Raw genomic sequence first — 15236 nt, forward strand, 5'->3', positions numbered from 1 at the left:
GTCTGTGGCGTCGGGGGACAGGTCATCGCCGCTCGTCGTCGTTTGGCCGACATGCCCGGTTGCCGCGGGTGGATAACCGCTAGATTGGGTGCCAACACCTCAACAGACCCGTCGAATGACAACATCCGTCGAACCGAGGTTTCGACGACCGCTGAATGGAGTTGACGAAGAGCATGGCGAATCCGTTCGTGAAGCTGTGGCGCTACCTGATGGCAGCGGGCAACGCGAAGATCGACGAGAACGCGGACCCCAAGATCCAGATCCAGCAGGCGATCGAAGACGCGCAGCGTCAGCACCAGGCGCTGTCGCAGCAGGCGGCGTCGGTGATCGGTAACCAGCGCCAGCTCGAGATGAAGCTCAACCGGCAACTCGAGGAGATCGAGAAACTCCAGGCCAACACGCGACAGGCGCTGACGCTCGCCGATCAGGCAAGCGCAGCCGGCGACACCCAGAAGGCCGCCGAGTACACCAACGCCGCGGAGGCGTTCGCCGCGCAGCTCGTGACGGCGGAGCAGAGTGTCGAAGACCTCAAGAGCCTGCACGATCAGTCGCTACAAGCCGCAGAGCAGGCCAAGCAGGCCGTCGAACGCAACGCCATGATCCTGCAGCAGAAGCTCGCCGAGCGCTCCAAGCTGCTCAGTCAGCTCGAGCAGGCAAAGATGCAGGAGCAGGTCTCGGCCTCGCTCAACCAGATGAGCGAACTGTCGGTGCCCGGCAACACACCGAGCCTCGATCAGGTGCGCGACAAGATCGAGCGTCGTTACGCCGACGCCCTCGGCTCCGCCGAGCTCGCGAAGAACACGGTTCAGGGTCGGATGCAGGAAGTGCAGCAGGCCAGCGTGCAGATGGCGGGACACTCGCGTCTCGAGCAGATCCGGGCGAGCATGAACGGGGGCGCGCTCCCGTCCGGCGGTGCCGCCGCACAGCCGTCACAGAACGCCACCCCGGCGCAGCAGCCCACGCAACCGGCTGCGGAGCCGCCTCAGACCGGCAACTGACCGTCCGGCAACCGACGGACCGGCAACTGACAAGCACCCCGCCCCGCGTCGGTATCGTCGCGGGATCCGATGCAGGACATGCCTTCCCGGCGTTCGCGCTTGCCGAACGGTGCCGCGAAGCCGGCTGGCAACCCACGGTGTTCACCGGGACGCAGTGGTACGACACCGCAGGCGGTCGTGGCCTCGACATCGCAGAACTCCCCGAACTGCGCGCCGACTGGGCCGACGATGATCTCGACGCAGGTGAGAAGCTGAGCGGCCGGGCGGCGCGCATGGCGGTGCGGTTGGCGCCGGTGCTGGCCACCCGAGGCATTGACCTCGTGGTCTCCGACGTCATCACCGTCGCCGGAGCCTGGGCGGCCGAGCTCTCCGGTTTGCCGTTCGTCGAATTGTCGCCGCATCCGCTGTATCTGCCGTCGAAGGGATTGCCCCCGGTGGGCGCGGGCCTGTCACCGGGTCGCGGCTTCCGCGGCAGGATGCGGGACGCGGCGATGCGCGCCGCGAGTGGTCGCTCGGTAGCTCTCGGGGTTCGGCAGCGCGCTGCGGCGCGTGCGGGCATCGGACTTCCCGGGCACGCACCGGCACCCGCGGCACGCTTGATCGCAACCCTGCCCGCACTCGAGGTCTGGCGACCGGATTGGCCCCGCGACACCCATCTGATCGGGCCGCTGTTGTGGGAGCCGACGCGGCGACTCTTCGAACGTCCCGCCGGCGACGGGCCCCTCATCGTCGTTGCCCCGTCGACCGCGGTCACCGGAAGTCAAGGGCTGCTCGACGAGACACTCACCGCGTTCGGCGAGCTGTCCTCGCGTAGGCCACTGCGCGTGGTCATCTCATCGCTCGTTCCTCCGACGCCGGAATCGGTGGCACTCGCCGGGGCGTCGTACGTGGTCCACGGACTCGGTCGTCAGGACGAGGTGCTCCGCCACGCCGACCTCGTGGTGTGTGGGGGCGGGCACGGCATGCTCGCCAAGTCACTGCTTGCCGCGGTTCCCGTCGTGGTGATCCCGGGCGGAGGGGACCAATGGGAGCTCGCCAATCGTGTCAGCAGGCAGGGTAGTGGGGTGCTGGTCAGGCCGGCTTCGGCGGCGGCGATCGGCAGTGCCGTCGATGCCGTGCTCTCCGACCCCGGGTACGCCGACGCTGCGGCAGCCGCGGGGAGATCGGCGGGCGCGGTGGTCGATCCGATCGACGTACTGCGCCGTGTCCTCGACAGCGCGGAAACGTAGGCTGGCCGGGTGCGTCTCACGGAGTTCACAGATCTGATGACAACCGAGTTCGGGGTGTCGTCGGCGGACGCGATCCTCGCCGACCACGTCCTCATCGACCTCGGCGGTCGGACAGGTGCCCAGGCCATCGAGGACGGTGTCGACCCGCGCGATGTGTGGGTCGCGATCTGTCGGGACTTCGACGTCCCGCGGGCCCGATGGTGAGTGACGCAGCGAATAGATCCTGCCTGCCCCCCTTAGCCGCCTCACCTCGACCAATCGACACGGTCAGCCATGTCGAGTAGTCGACGTCTGCGTTCGTGGCCGGTGGCGCCGACCCATGCGATGAGTCCGTAGACGTGATCGCGAAAATTGTTGTGGCCCTGCAGGTTCTGTGATCGTGCGCCGGATCTGGCGGCGTTGTGCAGCAGTGCGCGCAGGTTGTCGTAGTCCTCACGTGACACCTCCGGCCGGTCGTTGACCACGAGTCCCGCGAGGCGTTGCTGCTGATGGCGGTGCATGACGCGCACCTTGTCGGGATGGACGACGAAGCCGCAGTCGGAGACGATCCGCCTGACGGTCCACAGCGCGCGGCCGTGATCGATGTCGTCGCCCGAGAGTGCCAGGTCGTCGCCGTATCGCGTGTAGTTCAACCTGTTGGCGCGCGCATACCCGTCGATACGTCGATCCAACCGCGCGAGTGCGAGATTGGCGAGATGGGGCGACGTCGGTGCGCCCTGCGGCAGGTGTCGCCGGCGGAGCAGTGCCGCGTGGGTGAGGTCGATGCCACCGAGTTGGTCGGCGGGTGTCGACGTCGTGCAGAGTTCTGCGAGAAGGCGGGCGATGTGCGCGGGGTAGCCGACATCGTCGAAGATCCGGCGGACACGGCCCGCGCCGATCGACTCGAAGCAGTGCTCGAGGTCGAGGCGCAGCACGGTCGGCCGGTCGCTGTGGGGCCAGGCGAACGCAGCGGTCGACGAACCGGGTTCGAATCCGCGCGCGGCAGGATGGGCCGGGATACGGGAGACGAGTCGGCGCAGTAGCCGGCGCTGTGTCTCGCGCATCCGTGGCTTGGGCGCCTCGATGACGCGGACACCCTGTCGCTTCTCGCGACGGAACACCCGATAGTGCCGCAGACGCGGGTTCGCGGTGCGCAACCAGGTGCCGCGGTCGGCGAACCATTCGAGTTCTGCGGGCGTGAAGTCGAGCCACGCGGCGAACTGTGCGACGTCGTGGAGCGGCGGCAGCCCGTATGGCAGGTCGGTCACCGGCGTCGGTCCCGGGAGTTCGACGGCGCGTGGGATGGGCGGTTCGGGAAGTGTCCAGCGTGACAGGGCGAGTCGGAACACCTCGGCGAGGTGTGGGGGCTCGTGCGGAGCGACGGCGAACGCTTCCTGTGCGACGTCGACGCAGATCTCCTCGGGCAGTTCTGCAGCGACCGCGCGCATCACGGCAGGCCAGGTCCAGTCGATGATCCGGTCGGCGACGGCCGCCGCGACAGTGCGTACCTGGTCGGTGGTGAAGCCCGGGTCCGGTCGGGTCACGGCGCCACCCCGCACAGTCGACTCACGGCGTCACCGCGGCCGGTCGGGGAAGGGATGAGGGCGGTCGGGGCGACCACGAGCCGAACACTCGTCGCCGTCTGGCACGCGCAGCGTGCGGAGCGGCGTCGGACGCAGGAACCAACTGTGACATGTACCCAGGGGTTGCCCCTGAGACGGATCTCTCGATCCACACTCACCCCGACCACCCACGCCGATGAGCCTAATGGTTTCCTCGACGAAAGACCGACGATTACGCATAGCGCGCATATCGCCACGGCGGGGCGGCGATTCCGCTCCCACCCGCGTGTCACGCTTGCCGTCGAACAGGTGTTCGCTGCATGCTGTGTTCAGTGGAACCACAGCGACCGCGGCCGCGTCTGAGTTCTTGCCAGACCAGTTCTTGTCAGACCCACCGGCTAGCGTCCAACGCAACATGAAACGAACAACCGCCTCGAAGACACCGCGTTCAGCTCAGACATCTCGTTCAGCGCGCAGCACGCCGGACGGTACACACATACCTCAACCATCCCGAACAAGGAGAGATCCCATGGCAGCAGCTCCCCAGGACCGCGAGAAGGCACTCGACCTCGCGCTGGCACAGATCGACAAGAACTTCGGCAAGGGTTCTGTGATGCGACTCGGCGAGGAGAGCAGGCAGCCGATCGAGGTGATCCCCACCGGTTCGATCGCACTCGATGTCGCGCTCGGGATCGGCGGACTGCCGCGTGGCCGCGTCGTCGAGATCTACGGACCGGAATCCTCGGGTAAGACCACCGTGGCACTGCACGCAGTCGCCAACGCGCAGGCCGCGGGCGGCATCGCTGCATTCATCGATGCCGAGCATGCTCTCGATCCCGACTACGCCACCAAACTCGGTGTCGACACCGACGCGCTGCTGGTCTCGCAACCCGATACCGGTGAGCAGGCTCTCGAGATCGCCGACATGCTGATCCGCTCCGGCGCGCTCGACATCCTGGTCATCGACTCCGTGGCCGCACTGGTGCCTCGCGCAGAGATCGAGGGTGAGATGGGCGACAGCCACGTCGGCCTGCAGGCGCGTCTGATGAGCCAGGCACTGCGCAAGATGACCTCGGCATTGAGCAGTTCCAAGACCACCGCCATCTTCATCAACCAGCTCCGCGAGAAGATCGGCGTGATGTTCGGTTCGCCCGAGACCACCACGGGCGGCAAGGCGCTGAAGTTCTACTCGTCTGTGCGGCTCGACGTGCGTCGTATCGAAACCCTCAAGGACGGCACCGAGGCCGTGGGTAACCGCACCCGCGTCAAGGTCGTCAAGAACAAGGTCGCCCCGCCGTTCAAGCAGGCCGAGTTCGACATCCTCTACGGTCAGGGCATCTCCAAGGAGGGGTCACTCATCGACATGGGTGTGGCAGAAGGGTTCATCCGCAAGTCCGGCTCGTGGTTCACCTACGAGGGCGATCAGCTCGGACAGGGCAAGGAGAACGCTCGGAAGTTCTTGCTGGAGAACACCGATATCCGTGACGAGGTCGAGAAAAAGATCAAGGAGAAGCTCGGCATCGGTGCTGTCGTCGACGCCGACGACATCGCGCCGGCGCCAGTGGAATTCTGATCCACTCATCGCGCATGAGTTCACCCGACGACCCCGGGGAACCGAGTGAGTCCACGACGGAACGGAAAGGTCCGACCGCCTGGGATGTTGCACTCCGGCTCCTCGGGGTCCGTGCTCGTAGCCGCAGCGAGATGGCACAACGTCTGGCACGCAGGGGGTTCGACGCCGACACCATCGCCGAGGTGATGGCCCGGCTCGACGCCCACAAGTTGCTCGACGACGAGGAGTTCGCTGCAGAATGGGTGCACTCGCGCCACACTTACTCCGGTCGTGGGCGCGTCGCGCTACGGCACGAACTCGCTGCCAAGGGGGTCGATGCCACGATCGTCGCGCGGGCGCTCGACGAGATCGATCCGGAGGACGAACGTGCCACCGCACGCGGTCTGGTCGACAGAAAGCTCACTCCGACGGTGACCGAACAACTCGTCCGTGCGCTCGACGACAACGACCGGTCGGTGCGTGACAAGCACTTTCGACGCCTCGTCGGCATGCTCGTACGCCGCGGGTACCCGCAGGCGATGGCGATCGACGTCGTCGGCGGTGCGATCGACGAGATCACCACCGCCGACTGACGTCGGTCTCCGACTGCAGATGACCCTCAGGGTCGGGGTTTGGGCGAGGGCACGGGCATGTTCTCCATGGCAGCCTGATCGACCTGATCGGCGTGCGGCACGTCCTCGGCACTACTACCACGGCCCTGCCGCAGCCTGCGCTCGATGTAGGTCGCGAGCGACGAGAGGCCGAAGTTGATGATGATCAGGATCACCGCGATCACGACCAGCACCGGGATGTAGTTGCCGTACCGCGCGGCCGACAACTGCGCCATGTGGATGATCTCGGAGTAGCCGATGACATAACCGAGTGCGGTGTCCTTGAGGGCCACGACCATCTGGGAGATGATCGCCGGCATCATCGCCGTGACCGCCTGCGGCAGCAGAACCGACAGCATCATCTGCGTCTTGCGTAGACCGAGGGCCTTGGCGGCTTCGGTCTGGCCGGTCGGTAGCGATTTGATACCCGACCGCAGGATCTCCGCCATGACCGAACCGTTGTAGAGGGTCAGGCCACAGACCACGGCGGCGAATGCCAACTGGGACGACGGCACCACCCCGTATTGCGCGAAGAAGAACCACAGGAACAACATCAGGATCAGCACAGGGATCGCCCGGAACACCTCGATGAGGACGGTGCACACACCGCGAACCCAACCGTGATCCGACAGTCGTCCGATCCCGAGTATCGAACCGAGGATCAGTGCCAGGACGATGGAGAGTGCCGCGGCAGCCAGGGTGCGCCACAGGCCGGGGAAGATGTAGCCGGTCCATGTGCTCCACGTGACGAATGGACGCCACTTCTCGGCGGTGAATTGATCATTGCTCGCGAACACCGCGATCACGTAGGCGAGAATCGCGACGAGGACCGCGATGAACACGACTGCCACGAGCGCGTTACGCACGCGAGCGCGCGGGCCGGGAGCGTCGTAGAGAACAGTTGCCTGGTCGCTCATCGTTTGACCGCCCATCGCTTCGCGAGCCAGCCGAAGACGGCTCCCTCGCTGAGTGTGATGATCATGAATCCGGCTGCGATCACCGCGAAGATGACCAGCAGCTGGTCGGCGAACGACTCGATCTCCGTCTTCATCAACGCCGCGGCCTCGGCCACACCGATCACAGAGGCGATCGTGGTGTTCTTGGTGAGGGCGATCAGAACGCTGCCCATCGGACCGATGGTCGCGCGCATGGCCTGCGGAAGCACGATGATGCCGAACACCTGGGTGAACGACAACCCCAGCGAGCGGGCAGCTTCGGCCTGTCCCAGCGGAACGGTGTTGAACCCCGACCGCAGGGTTTCGCAGACGAATGTCGACGTATAGACGATGAACGCGAGGACCGCCAGCCAGAAGTTGTTGGTCTTGATCGTCGACGAGAACGTCAGTCCGAGGTTCTGGTACAGGCCGATGGCCGCGAACAGGACGATCAGGGTCAGCGGTGTGTTGCGCACGATGTTGACGTACGCCGTGCCGAAGCCGCGCATCACGGGTACGGGGGAGACGCGCATTCCCGCCAGGATGGTGCCCCAGATCAGCGAGCCGATCGCCGACCAGAAGGTCAACTGGATGGTCACCCAGAACGCAGGCCACAACTGCGGCCCCATGTCTTCCCAGAGTTCACTCATGTGTGGTCACCTCCTCACTTCAGGTCCGCTGGGCACGGTGTGGACTTCGATTCGAGGAATGCGAGATCGCCCGGGTCGGGCATGAACGCGAATTTCGAGCCGGGCTTCTCGGCACGCTGCGCGATGTCGTTGACGTAGTCGTCGCCGAGGCTGTCGCGTAGTGCGGTGATCCAGGGTGACGGACCGTTGTCGGCGCTGGGCTTCAACATTGCGTCGAGTGCCTCGTTCACCTTGTCCACGGCCGCGGTGTCGTCGCCCTTGGCCAGACCGATGCCGTACCGCTCAGTGGAGAACGGTGTGCCCGCTGCCTTGAGCGCATCCTTGACGCATGCGTCCTTGAGGTAGGTCATCTCCACCAGACGGAATTCTCCCTTCCAGAAGTTGGAGTACCCCGCCAGGATCGATTCGTCGGTGGTCAGCGCGTCGACCTTGCCCCGGCGCAGCGCCTCGACACATGCGGAGTACGAATCGTATTCCTGCAGTTCGATATTCGGGAGCTGCGCTTTGACGTTCTGTGCCGAGGTCGATCCGGTGACCGAACACAGTTTCTTGCCGTTGCCGAGGTCGGGCAGATTCTGGATCGACTCGTCGGACTTGCGCACCATCAGCCCCTGGTACGTGATCAGGTAGGGGCCGCCGAAATCGACCTTCTTCGCGCGGTTCTCGTTGATCGAGTACGTCGCCGCGATCATGTCGACCTCGCCGTGTTCGATCATGGCCTCTCGGCGGGCGGAGGGGGTCTCGCGCCACGAGATCTTCGGGTGGGCGACTCCGAGTGAATCGGCGATGTGATTGACCACGTACTTGGAGACGGCGGGATCGAATCCGCTCATCGAGGTGTCCGGGTTGTAGATTCCCAGCCCCGGCTGGTCGAACTTGGTGCCGAGGACCACCTCGCCGCTACGGATCGAGTCGAGCAGACTCTTGGGTTCGGTGCTTCCGCAACCGGCGAGGAGGGACACGAACAGCGCACAGACGGGGAGGAACACTGCGAGGGCGACAGTCCTGTGCCGCCTTCGCGTCCTCGTCGGAGGTGCGCTCGCGGTTCGCTGCGAAGGCCGATGCGTCGTCGGCGACCTGTCGCTCATATCAGTGGCCCAAGATCTTGCCGAGGAAGTCTCTGGCGCGCTCGGATTGGGGGTTGTCGAAGAAGCTGTCGGGGTCGGTGTCCTCGACGATCGCGCCGTCGGCCATGAAGATCACGCGGTCGGCTGCCTTGCGCGCGAAGCCCATCTCGTGGGTCACGACGAGCATGGTCATGCCCTCCTTGGCCAGTGACACCATGACGTCGAGCACCTCGTTGACCATCTCGGGGTCGAGTGCCGAGGTGGGCTCGTCGAACAGCATGACCTTCGGCTCCATCGCCAGGGCGCGTGCGATGGCGACGCGCTGCTGCTGACCGCCGGACAGTTGCGCGGGATACTTGTCCTTCTGGCTGGCGATGCCGACGCGCTCGAGCAACTCGAGCGCACGCTTTTCCGCGTCGGCCTTGTTCTTCTTGCGCACCTTGGTGGGCGCGAGGGTGACGTTCTGCAGGATCGTCTTGTGCGCGAACAGGTTGAACGACTGGAAGACCATACCCACGTCGGAGCGCAGTGCGGCGAGTTCCTTGCCCTCGGCGGGCAGTGGCCGGCCCTCGACGCTGATCTCGCCGGAGTCGATCGGTTCGAGCCGATTGATCGTGCGGCACAACGTCGACTTGCCCGAGCCCGACGGGCCGAGGACGACGACGACCTGGCCGGCCGGCACCTCGAGGTCGATGTCCTTGAGCACGTGCAGATCGCCGAAGTGCTTCTGCACATCCCTGAGCACGATCATTGGGGTTCCGGAGGTGGGAGCCGGGGTGGCGGGCCCGACCGCCGAACCCCCCGTCGGTGAATCGGTCATAACCGTCGACAGTAATGCGGCGAACCCGTGTCGGCGCGCTGAATGCCAACCTCGGCGTTGCGCGCCGGGTGACCGGGTGAGGCGATTTGCGCCGCACCGTACCCTGGATCCAGTGAGTACGGAGTTGTCGGAGCGGCATGAGCTGCCCCAATCGCGGCGCAGCTATCAGGTGCGCACGTATGGCTGCCAGATGAACGTGCATGATTCCGAGCGCATCGCGGGTCTGCTCGAAGACGCCGGGTATGTGCGCGCGGACGACGACGGCGACGCCGATCTCGTCGTGTTCAACACGTGCGCGATCCGCGAGAACGCCGACAACAAGCTGTACGGGAACCTCTCTCATCTCGCGCCGGTGAAGACCCGCCGACCAGGGATGCAGATCGCTGTCGGCGGATGTCTGGCGCAGAAGGACAAGGACACGGTGTTACGTAAGGCGCCGTGGGTAGACGTGGTGTTCGGCACGCACAACATCGGATCGCTGCCCGCGTTGCTGGACCGGGCGCGCCACAACGAGGAGGCGCAGGTCGAGATCCTCGACGCCCTCGAGGCCTTTCCCTCGACGCTGCCGGCGAAACGCGACTCCGCCTACTCGGGCTGGGTGTCGGTGTCGGTGGGCTGCAACAACACCTGCACCTTCTGCATCGTCCCGTCTCTGCGCGGTAAGGAAGTCGATCGGCGGCCGGGGGACGTGCTCGCCGAGGTCGGGGCGCTCGTGGATCAGGGCGTTCTCGAGGTGACACTGCTCGGTCAGAACGTCAACGCGTACGGCATGTCGTTCGCCGATCCCGACATGCCGCGCAACCGCGGCGCCTTCGCCGAGCTGCTGCGCGCCTGCGGCGACATCGAGGGGCTCGAACGGGTCCGTTTCACTTCTCCGCATCCAGCCGAGTTCACCGACGACGTGATCGACGCGATGGCGCAGACCCCCAACGTGTGCCCGCAACTGCACATGCCGTTGCAGTCGGGCTCCGACCGCATCCTGCGGGCGATGAGACGCAGCTATCGCACCACCAAGTTCCTCGGCATCCTCGACAAGGTGCGCGATGCCATGCCGCACGCGGCGATCACCACCGACATCATCGTCGGGTTCCCCGGCGAGACCGAGGAAGACTTCGCCGCAACACTCGACGTGGTCGAGCGCGCTCGTTTCTCGAGTGCGTTCACCTTCCAGTACTCGCCGCGACCGGGCACTCCGGCAGCATCGATGCCCGATCAGGTTCCGCCCGAGGTGGTCAGTGAGCGTTATCAGCGACTGATCGCACTCCAGGAGCGCATCTGTCTCGCCGAGAACCGCAATCTCGTCGGTTCCGACGCCGAACTGCTGGTCGTCGCCGATTCGGGACGCAAGTCCGCCGATACCGGACGGATGACAGGGCGTTCGCGCGACGGACGACTCGTGCACTTCCGCGCAGGCGACGCTGCCGCGAGCATCCGGCCGGGCGACGTCGTCGTCACGACGATCACCGACGCCGCACCGCATCATCTGATGGCCGATGGCGCAATCGCGTCGCATCGGCGGACACGGGCGGGCGACGCACACGAACTCAGCCGCACGCCGACGACCGCACCGGTCGGTGTCGGTCTCGGGATGCCCGGGATCGGCCCGGTGGCCACACCTGAGGTGACCGCGACGGGGTGCGCTTCGGGTGCGTGTGGTGCATGAGCGGATCACGCATCGTGACCTGCCCCGAGACACTGTGCCCTGCCGCTGCCGAGCAGCGGCGGCGCCTTGACCGACGAGAAATGAGGAGCGCGACATGAGCGATGAACCGCGCGACGACGCCACCGACGATCGGCACGAGCCGACCGAGACCGGATCATCCGGCAGCGAGTCGGCGCAGGCCGATCGGTCTGCGCAACCGGAGAGAGCGCCACAGACGGGGTCGTCCCAGCGCGCCGTCGACGTCGATTTCGCCCAGTACGCCGATGACCTCCGCAAGGCTGAACGCAAGGTCGCCGGTGAGATCGACCCGGGTGCCCGCGCACTGGTGGTCGCTGTCGCCGTGCTCGTCGCCATGGGATCGCTGCTTCTGCCGCACACCGGTTCGGCGAGCGGACTCGACGTGCTGACATCGTCCGCCGACGCCGCTGCCGAACGCGTCGCCGTGGTGTCGAAGGTATTCGTGTGGTTCCTGGTCGTGTTCGGGATCTGCGGGTCGATGCTGGCGCTGGTGACCAGACGCTGGGTCATCGCGTGGATTGCTCTGTGCGGGTGCGCGATTGGCTGTGTGGCGGGGATGTTGGCGTGGTGGTCGCGAAATACGCCGGGTGTCGGGGGAGTGATGCCACCGTCGGGCGTCGGCGCCGGCCTGATCATCGGGTGGTTGGCGTTGCTCGTGTTGACCTTCCATTGGTCGCGCGTCGTGTGGGCGCGCAGCACCTATCATCTGGCCCTCGAGGAGGAGCGTCGTCGAGAAGCGGTGGCCCGCGAGGAGGTCGCACGCAGGTTGCAGCAGCGCCCGCACGAGCGCTGAGTTCCCGCGACAACGTCCGTGGTGAGCGGACCACACGGTAACCCGCTCTCACCGCTCACAGTCGGCAGGGGCTACCGATCGGCGATGGCGCTCTGCGCTGCCTGTGCCCACTCACGCCACTGCGCGGCCTGCTCGCGGAGTTTCTCGGCATCGCGGTTCTTGCCACGCTCCGCGGCCTTGGCCGCCTGCTCCTCGAGTTGTGCTGCGCGGTCGGCGAATTGCGCGGCTCGTGCCTGTGCCTCGGGATCGGTGCGCTGCCACTGGGCGTCCTCGGCGTCGCGAATTCTCTTCTCCAACGCGCGGGCTCGAGCTTCGAGGCTGTGCATCTGATCGCGCGGCACCTTGCCGATCTCGTCCCACTTCTCACGGAACGTGCGGAACTCGCGGCGCGCCCCGTCGAGATCGGACGCGGGGTCGATCGACTTCTCGGCCTCGTCGAGCAGGGCGATCTTGGCTGTCGCGTTGGCGCCGAATTCGGCATCCCGCTCCGACGACGCCGCGTTGCGTGCGGCGAAGAACACGTCCTGCGCCGCCTTGAACCGCTGCCACAGCGCCTCGTCGGCGTCGCGTGGAGCCCGACCTGCCGCTTTCCACTCGGTCAGCAGCTCGCGGAAGGCACCTGCGGTAGGGCCCCAGTCGGTCGACGACGACAATGCCTCGGCTCGCTCGATGAGTTCTTCCTTGCGGGCTTTGGCCCCGGCACGCTCGCGATCGAGTTCGGCGAAGTGGGCGCCGCGTCGGCGGTTGAAGGCGTCCCGCGCCTTCGAATACCGCTTCCAGAGGGCATCGTCGGTCTTGCGGTCGATTCCCTTGATGGTCTTCCACTCGTCGAGAATCGCGCGGAGGCGGTCACCCGCGGCTTTCCACTGGGTCGATTCCGCGCCGATGGATTCGGCCTCGGTGGCCAGTTCTTCCTTGCGGGCGATGGCAGCGGCGCGTGCCTGATCGCGCTCCGCCTTCAGCGAGTCGGCGACATCGTCGGCACTGCCGACGATGACGGTCAGACGTTGCTCGATGGCCGCGACGTCGCCGATGATGCTGGCATCGGGAAGTGTGTCCAGGAGGTGTTTGGCCGCCGCCTGCGACTTGCGCGGATCCCCGGTACGCGCGGCGAGGCGCTCCTCCTGGATCTCCACCTCGGTTGCCAGATCGGTGTAGCGACGTGCGAAGTGGGCGAGGCCTTCCTCTATCGTCCCCGCTTGCCACGACCCGATCTCGCGTTCGCCGGTCGGAGTGATGAGCCACACGACCCCCGCCTCGTCGATCCGGCCGAACTCACGTGGATCGAATGCGTCGTGCTTGGTGGCGGGGACGATGGGGGCAGGCGCCGGTGTGGGCGACGCCGGTTTCGGTCCGGCACCAGGCCGCGGGCCGGGCCGCGGACCCGGTTTGGGCCCGGGCTTGGGCGCACCCGGTTTCGGGTTGGAGGGCGTGTCCTGGTGTGAATCCGCAGCGGGGCCCGACGCAGGTGTGGCCGGTCCGGTGGTCTCGTCGCTCGTCATGGTGTGGTCCCCTCACAGCGTCAGTGGTGCCGCGCGTCACGGCTGCCTGTCACCTCGCCCCGGTCGACTAGAGCCGGAGGCTGCAACCATTCAAGCAGGTCAGGGTTCTCGATGTGCGGCCTGCGCGACATCGCCTGAGCGAGTAGGACGCAGGCGGTGCTCAGCGCAGCGGTCGGTGCGGCGTCGGCTAGCGTCGATGATGTGCTGGCGTGCGTGGTTTTCGTCCCGAGCGCACCGCTGTTGGTTCCCGAACTCGCCGGGCCGGACGCGGTGGACACCTTCGAGGTGCGGTCGGCGGTTCGTGACGCGGGCGCACTGCTCGCCGGCCACTCTCCGCACTGGTTGGGGGTGGGCGTCGACGACGCCTTCGCCCCGGTGAGCGAGGGTGTCGCAACGTCGGGCAGCTTCGGCCGGTTCGGCGTCGACGTTCCGGTCTCGCTCGGCACAGAACCGGCCCAGTCCGCGGGCCATATGCCGCTGTCACTGCTGATCGCCGGCTGGTTACGCGCACAGGTCGGTGCCGAGTCGGTCCGTCCTGTCGTGGTCGACGCCGAGGCGCCACCGGATGTGTGTGACGCGCTCGGCCGTCGACTCGCGGCAGACATCGACGTCGATCCTCACCCGGTCGGTGTGCTCGTCGTCGGCGACGGCGCGACTGCGCTCACGGCGAAGGCGCCGGGTGGCGGGCGACGGCAGAGTGCGGTCGCTCTCCAGGAACTCGTCGTCGACGCGATCGGGTCGGCAGATGTGGATGCCGTGCGACGTCTCGGTGTCGCCGAGTGCGCCGCGGAGGGCGTCTCGGGGCGCGCCGCGTGGCAGGTGGCCGCGGGACTCGTCGGGCACCATCCGGTGCACGCAGAACTGCAGTACGCCGACGCCCCGTTCGGGGTCGGCTACCTCGTCGCGTCCTGGACCCCGGAGAGTGCGCAATGAGTGCGTCGGTGACACCGATCGCCGTCGTCGGCCCCACGGCGACGGGAAAGTCCGACCTCGCGCTCGACCTCGCGGAGCGTCTCGGCGGCGAGATCGTCAACATCGACGCGATGCAGCAGTACCGCGGCATGGACATCGGTACGGCCAAGTTGCCGCGCGAAGAACGTCGAGGCATCCCGCACCATCAACTCGACGTGCTGGACGTCACCGAATCGGCGACGGTGGCGCGGTATCAGAAGGCGGCGTCCGCCGACATCGAAAGGCTGCTCGACGCAGGTCGCACGCCTGTGATCGTCGGCGGCTCGATGATGTACGTCCAGGGTCTGCTCGACGACTGGCGGTTCCCCGCAACCGATCCCGCGGTGCGTTCACGATTCGAAGCGATGCTCGACGACATCGGTGTCGCGGCGCTGCATCGTCATCTGGCCTCGGTCGATCCGGCGGCGGCGGCGTCGATCCTCGACACCGATTCCCGACGCATCGTGCGCGCGTTGGAGGTCGTCGAGCTGACCGGGGAGCCGTTCGCGGCATCGGCGCCCACGATCGGCGAACCACGTTGGGGCACGAAGATACTCGCGTTGGACCGGGATACCGCCGACCTGGATGAGCGCATCGCGCTGCGTACCCGCCTGATGTTCTCGAACGGATTGGTCGACGAGGTCGCCGCACTTGCCGAGGTGGGGCTACGCGACGGAGTGACCGCCCGACGCGCCATCGGCTACGCACAGACCCTCGCAGCACTGGACGGCGAACACGACCTCGCGACCGCAGAGGAACTGACCTTCATCGGAACGCGCCGCTACGTGCGCCGTCAGCGCTCGTGGTTCCGCCGCGACCACCGCATCCACTGGCTCGACGCTGCGGCGCCGGCACTCATCGACGCCGCACTCGCGGCGCTCGACCCCGACGGATGCCACTAACGGG

At 66.6% G+C, this 15236-nt stretch carries 15 protein-coding genes; 9 read left to right on the forward strand and 6 right to left on the reverse strand.

Annotated features, from left to right (window positions below):
• The first annotated feature begins 173 nt into the window (after positions 1 to 173).
• From pspA to GOOTI_RS08465, 3 genes are read left to right on the forward strand one after another with little or no spacing between them, the layout of a single operon-like run.
• A complete protein-coding gene (gene pspA / locus GOOTI_RS08455) occupies positions 174 to 998 on the forward strand; it encodes a phage shock protein PspA (RefSeq protein ID WP_039993780.1) in 825 nt (274 codons plus the stop codon).
• A 26-nt stretch (positions 999 to 1024) separates the two neighbouring features.
• On the forward strand, positions 1025 to 2227 hold the full coding sequence (locus tag GOOTI_RS08460; RefSeq protein ID WP_138985221.1) for a glycosyltransferase: 1203 nt from the start codon (positions 1025 to 1027) through the stop codon (positions 2225 to 2227).
• A gap of 9 nt (positions 2228 to 2236) precedes the next feature.
• Positions 2237 to 2431 carry a DUF3046 domain-containing protein gene (locus tag GOOTI_RS08465; RefSeq protein WP_007238158.1) on the forward strand — a complete coding sequence of 65 codons (195 nt, stop codon included), beginning with the start codon at positions 2237 to 2239 and terminating at the stop codon, positions 2429 to 2431.
• A gap of 41 nt (positions 2432 to 2472) precedes the next feature.
• On the opposite strand, the gene GOOTI_RS08470 is transcribed toward GOOTI_RS08465, so the two are convergent.
• The gene (locus tag GOOTI_RS08470; RefSeq protein WP_039993772.1) at positions 2473 to 3750 is read right to left on the reverse strand and encodes a reverse transcriptase family protein; all 1278 of its coding nucleotides are present in this window, start codon (positions 3748 to 3750) and stop codon (positions 2473 to 2475) included.
• 547 nt (positions 3751 to 4297) lie between these two features.
• Here GOOTI_RS08470 and recA point away from each other — a divergent pair.
• Together recA and GOOTI_RS08480 are read left to right on the forward strand one after the other, a co-directional pair.
• On the forward strand, positions 4298 to 5341 hold the full coding sequence (recA, locus tag GOOTI_RS08475; protein WP_007238161.1) for a recombinase RecA: 1044 nt from the start codon (positions 4298 to 4300) through the stop codon (positions 5339 to 5341).
• A gap of 14 nt (positions 5342 to 5355) precedes the next feature.
• Positions 5356 to 5913: a regulatory protein RecX gene (locus tag GOOTI_RS08480; RefSeq protein WP_007238162.1), complete on the forward strand. Its 558-nt coding sequence runs from the start codon at positions 5356 to 5358 to the stop codon at positions 5911 to 5913.
• Between the two features lie 26 nt (positions 5914 to 5939).
• On the opposite strand, the gene GOOTI_RS08485 is transcribed toward GOOTI_RS08480, so the two are convergent.
• The 4 genes from GOOTI_RS08485 to GOOTI_RS08500 are packed head-to-tail and all read right to left on the reverse strand — an operon-like array spanning position 5940 to position 9334.
• The gene (locus tag GOOTI_RS08485) at positions 5940 to 6848 is read right to left on the reverse strand and encodes an amino acid ABC transporter permease (RefSeq protein WP_007238163.1); all 909 of its coding nucleotides are present in this window, start codon (positions 6846 to 6848) and stop codon (positions 5940 to 5942) included.
• On the reverse strand, positions 6845 to 7516 hold the full coding sequence (locus tag GOOTI_RS08490; protein ID WP_007238164.1) for an amino acid ABC transporter permease: 672 nt from the start codon (positions 7514 to 7516) through the stop codon (positions 6845 to 6847). The genes GOOTI_RS08485 and GOOTI_RS08490 overlap by 4 nt, the downstream gene beginning before the upstream one ends.
• Positions 7517 to 7530: 14 nt before the next feature.
• Entirely contained in the window at positions 7531 to 8604 is a 1074-nt protein-coding gene (locus tag GOOTI_RS08495) for a glutamate ABC transporter substrate-binding protein (RefSeq protein WP_233425450.1), read from the reverse strand.
• Position 8605: 1 nt separating this feature from the next.
• Positions 8606 to 9334, reverse strand: a complete 729-nt coding sequence (locus tag GOOTI_RS08500) for an amino acid ABC transporter ATP-binding protein (protein ID WP_051997906.1) — start codon at positions 9332 to 9334, stop codon at positions 8606 to 8608.
• Between the two features lie 181 nt (positions 9335 to 9515).
• On the opposite strand from GOOTI_RS08500, the gene miaB reads away from it, so the two are divergent.
• Both miaB and GOOTI_RS08510 read left to right on the forward strand, forming a co-directional pair.
• The gene (miaB, locus tag GOOTI_RS08505; protein ID WP_233425451.1) at positions 9516 to 11066 is read left to right on the forward strand and encodes a tRNA (N6-isopentenyl adenosine(37)-C2)-methylthiotransferase MiaB; all 1551 of its coding nucleotides are present in this window, start codon (positions 9516 to 9518) and stop codon (positions 11064 to 11066) included.
• A 94-nt stretch (positions 11067 to 11160) separates the two neighbouring features.
• A complete protein-coding gene (locus GOOTI_RS08510) occupies positions 11161 to 11877 on the forward strand; it encodes an Rv2732c family membrane protein (protein ID WP_007238168.1) in 717 nt (238 codons plus the stop codon).
• A 71-nt stretch (positions 11878 to 11948) separates the two neighbouring features.
• Here the strand turns inward: GOOTI_RS08510 and GOOTI_RS08515 are convergent, their stop codons facing one another.
• Positions 11949 to 13379: a DUF349 domain-containing protein gene (locus tag GOOTI_RS08515; RefSeq protein ID WP_007238169.1), complete on the reverse strand. Its 1431-nt coding sequence runs from the start codon at positions 13377 to 13379 to the stop codon at positions 11949 to 11951.
• 156 nt (positions 13380 to 13535) lie between these two features.
• Between GOOTI_RS08515 and GOOTI_RS08520 the strand changes: the two genes are divergently transcribed.
• Both GOOTI_RS08520 and miaA read left to right on the forward strand, forming a co-directional pair.
• Complete coding sequence (locus GOOTI_RS08520; protein ID WP_007238170.1) at positions 13536 to 14312, forward strand: class III extradiol ring-cleavage dioxygenase family protein; 777 nt, start codon at positions 13536 to 13538, stop codon at positions 14310 to 14312.
• A complete protein-coding gene (miaA, locus tag GOOTI_RS08525; protein WP_039993773.1) occupies positions 14309 to 15232 on the forward strand; it encodes a tRNA (adenosine(37)-N6)-dimethylallyltransferase MiaA in 924 nt (307 codons plus the stop codon). The genes GOOTI_RS08520 and miaA overlap by 4 nt, the downstream gene beginning before the upstream one ends.
• Positions 15233 to 15236: the final 4 nt, after the last annotated feature.

Source organism: Gordonia otitidis NBRC 100426 (genome assembly GCF_000248075.1).
GTDB classification, from domain to species: Bacteria; Actinomycetota; Actinomycetes; order Mycobacteriales; family Mycobacteriaceae; genus Gordonia; species Gordonia otitidis.

What these genes read in the sequence shown, in the direction of transcription:
- GOOTI_RS08490 (WP_007238164.1), bottom strand. Translation starts at nt 7,516, where the DNA reads ATGAGTGAACTCTGGGAAGACATGGGGCCGCAGTTGTGGCCTGCGTTC.
- GOOTI_RS08485 (WP_007238163.1), bottom strand. Translation starts at nt 6,848, where the DNA reads ATGAGCGACCAGGCAACTGTTCTCTACGACGCTCCCGGCCCGCGCGCT.
- GOOTI_RS08500 (WP_051997906.1), bottom strand. Translation starts at nt 9,334, where the DNA reads ATGATCGTGCTCAGGGATGTGCAGAAGCACTTCGGCGATCTGCACGTG.
- GOOTI_RS08480 (WP_007238162.1), top strand. Translation starts at nt 5,356, where the DNA reads ATGAGTTCACCCGACGACCCCGGGGAACCGAGTGAGTCCACGACGGAA.
- GOOTI_RS08510 (WP_007238168.1), top strand. Translation starts at nt 11,161, where the DNA reads ATGAGCGATGAACCGCGCGACGACGCCACCGACGATCGGCACGAGCCG.
- miaA (WP_039993773.1), top strand. Translation starts at nt 14,309, where the DNA reads ATGAGTGCGTCGGTGACACCGATCGCCGTCGTCGGCCCCACGGCGACG.
- GOOTI_RS08515 (WP_007238169.1), bottom strand. Translation starts at nt 13,379, where the DNA reads ATGACGAGCGACGAGACCACCGGACCGGCCACACCTGCGTCGGGCCCC.
- pspA (WP_039993780.1), top strand. Translation starts at nt 174, where the DNA reads ATGGCGAATCCGTTCGTGAAGCTGTGGCGCTACCTGATGGCAGCGGGC.
- recA (WP_007238161.1), top strand. Translation starts at nt 4,298, where the DNA reads ATGGCAGCAGCTCCCCAGGACCGCGAGAAGGCACTCGACCTCGCGCTG.
- GOOTI_RS08495 (WP_233425450.1), bottom strand. Translation starts at nt 8,604, where the DNA reads ATGAGCGACAGGTCGCCGACGACGCATCGGCCTTCGCAGCGAACCGCG.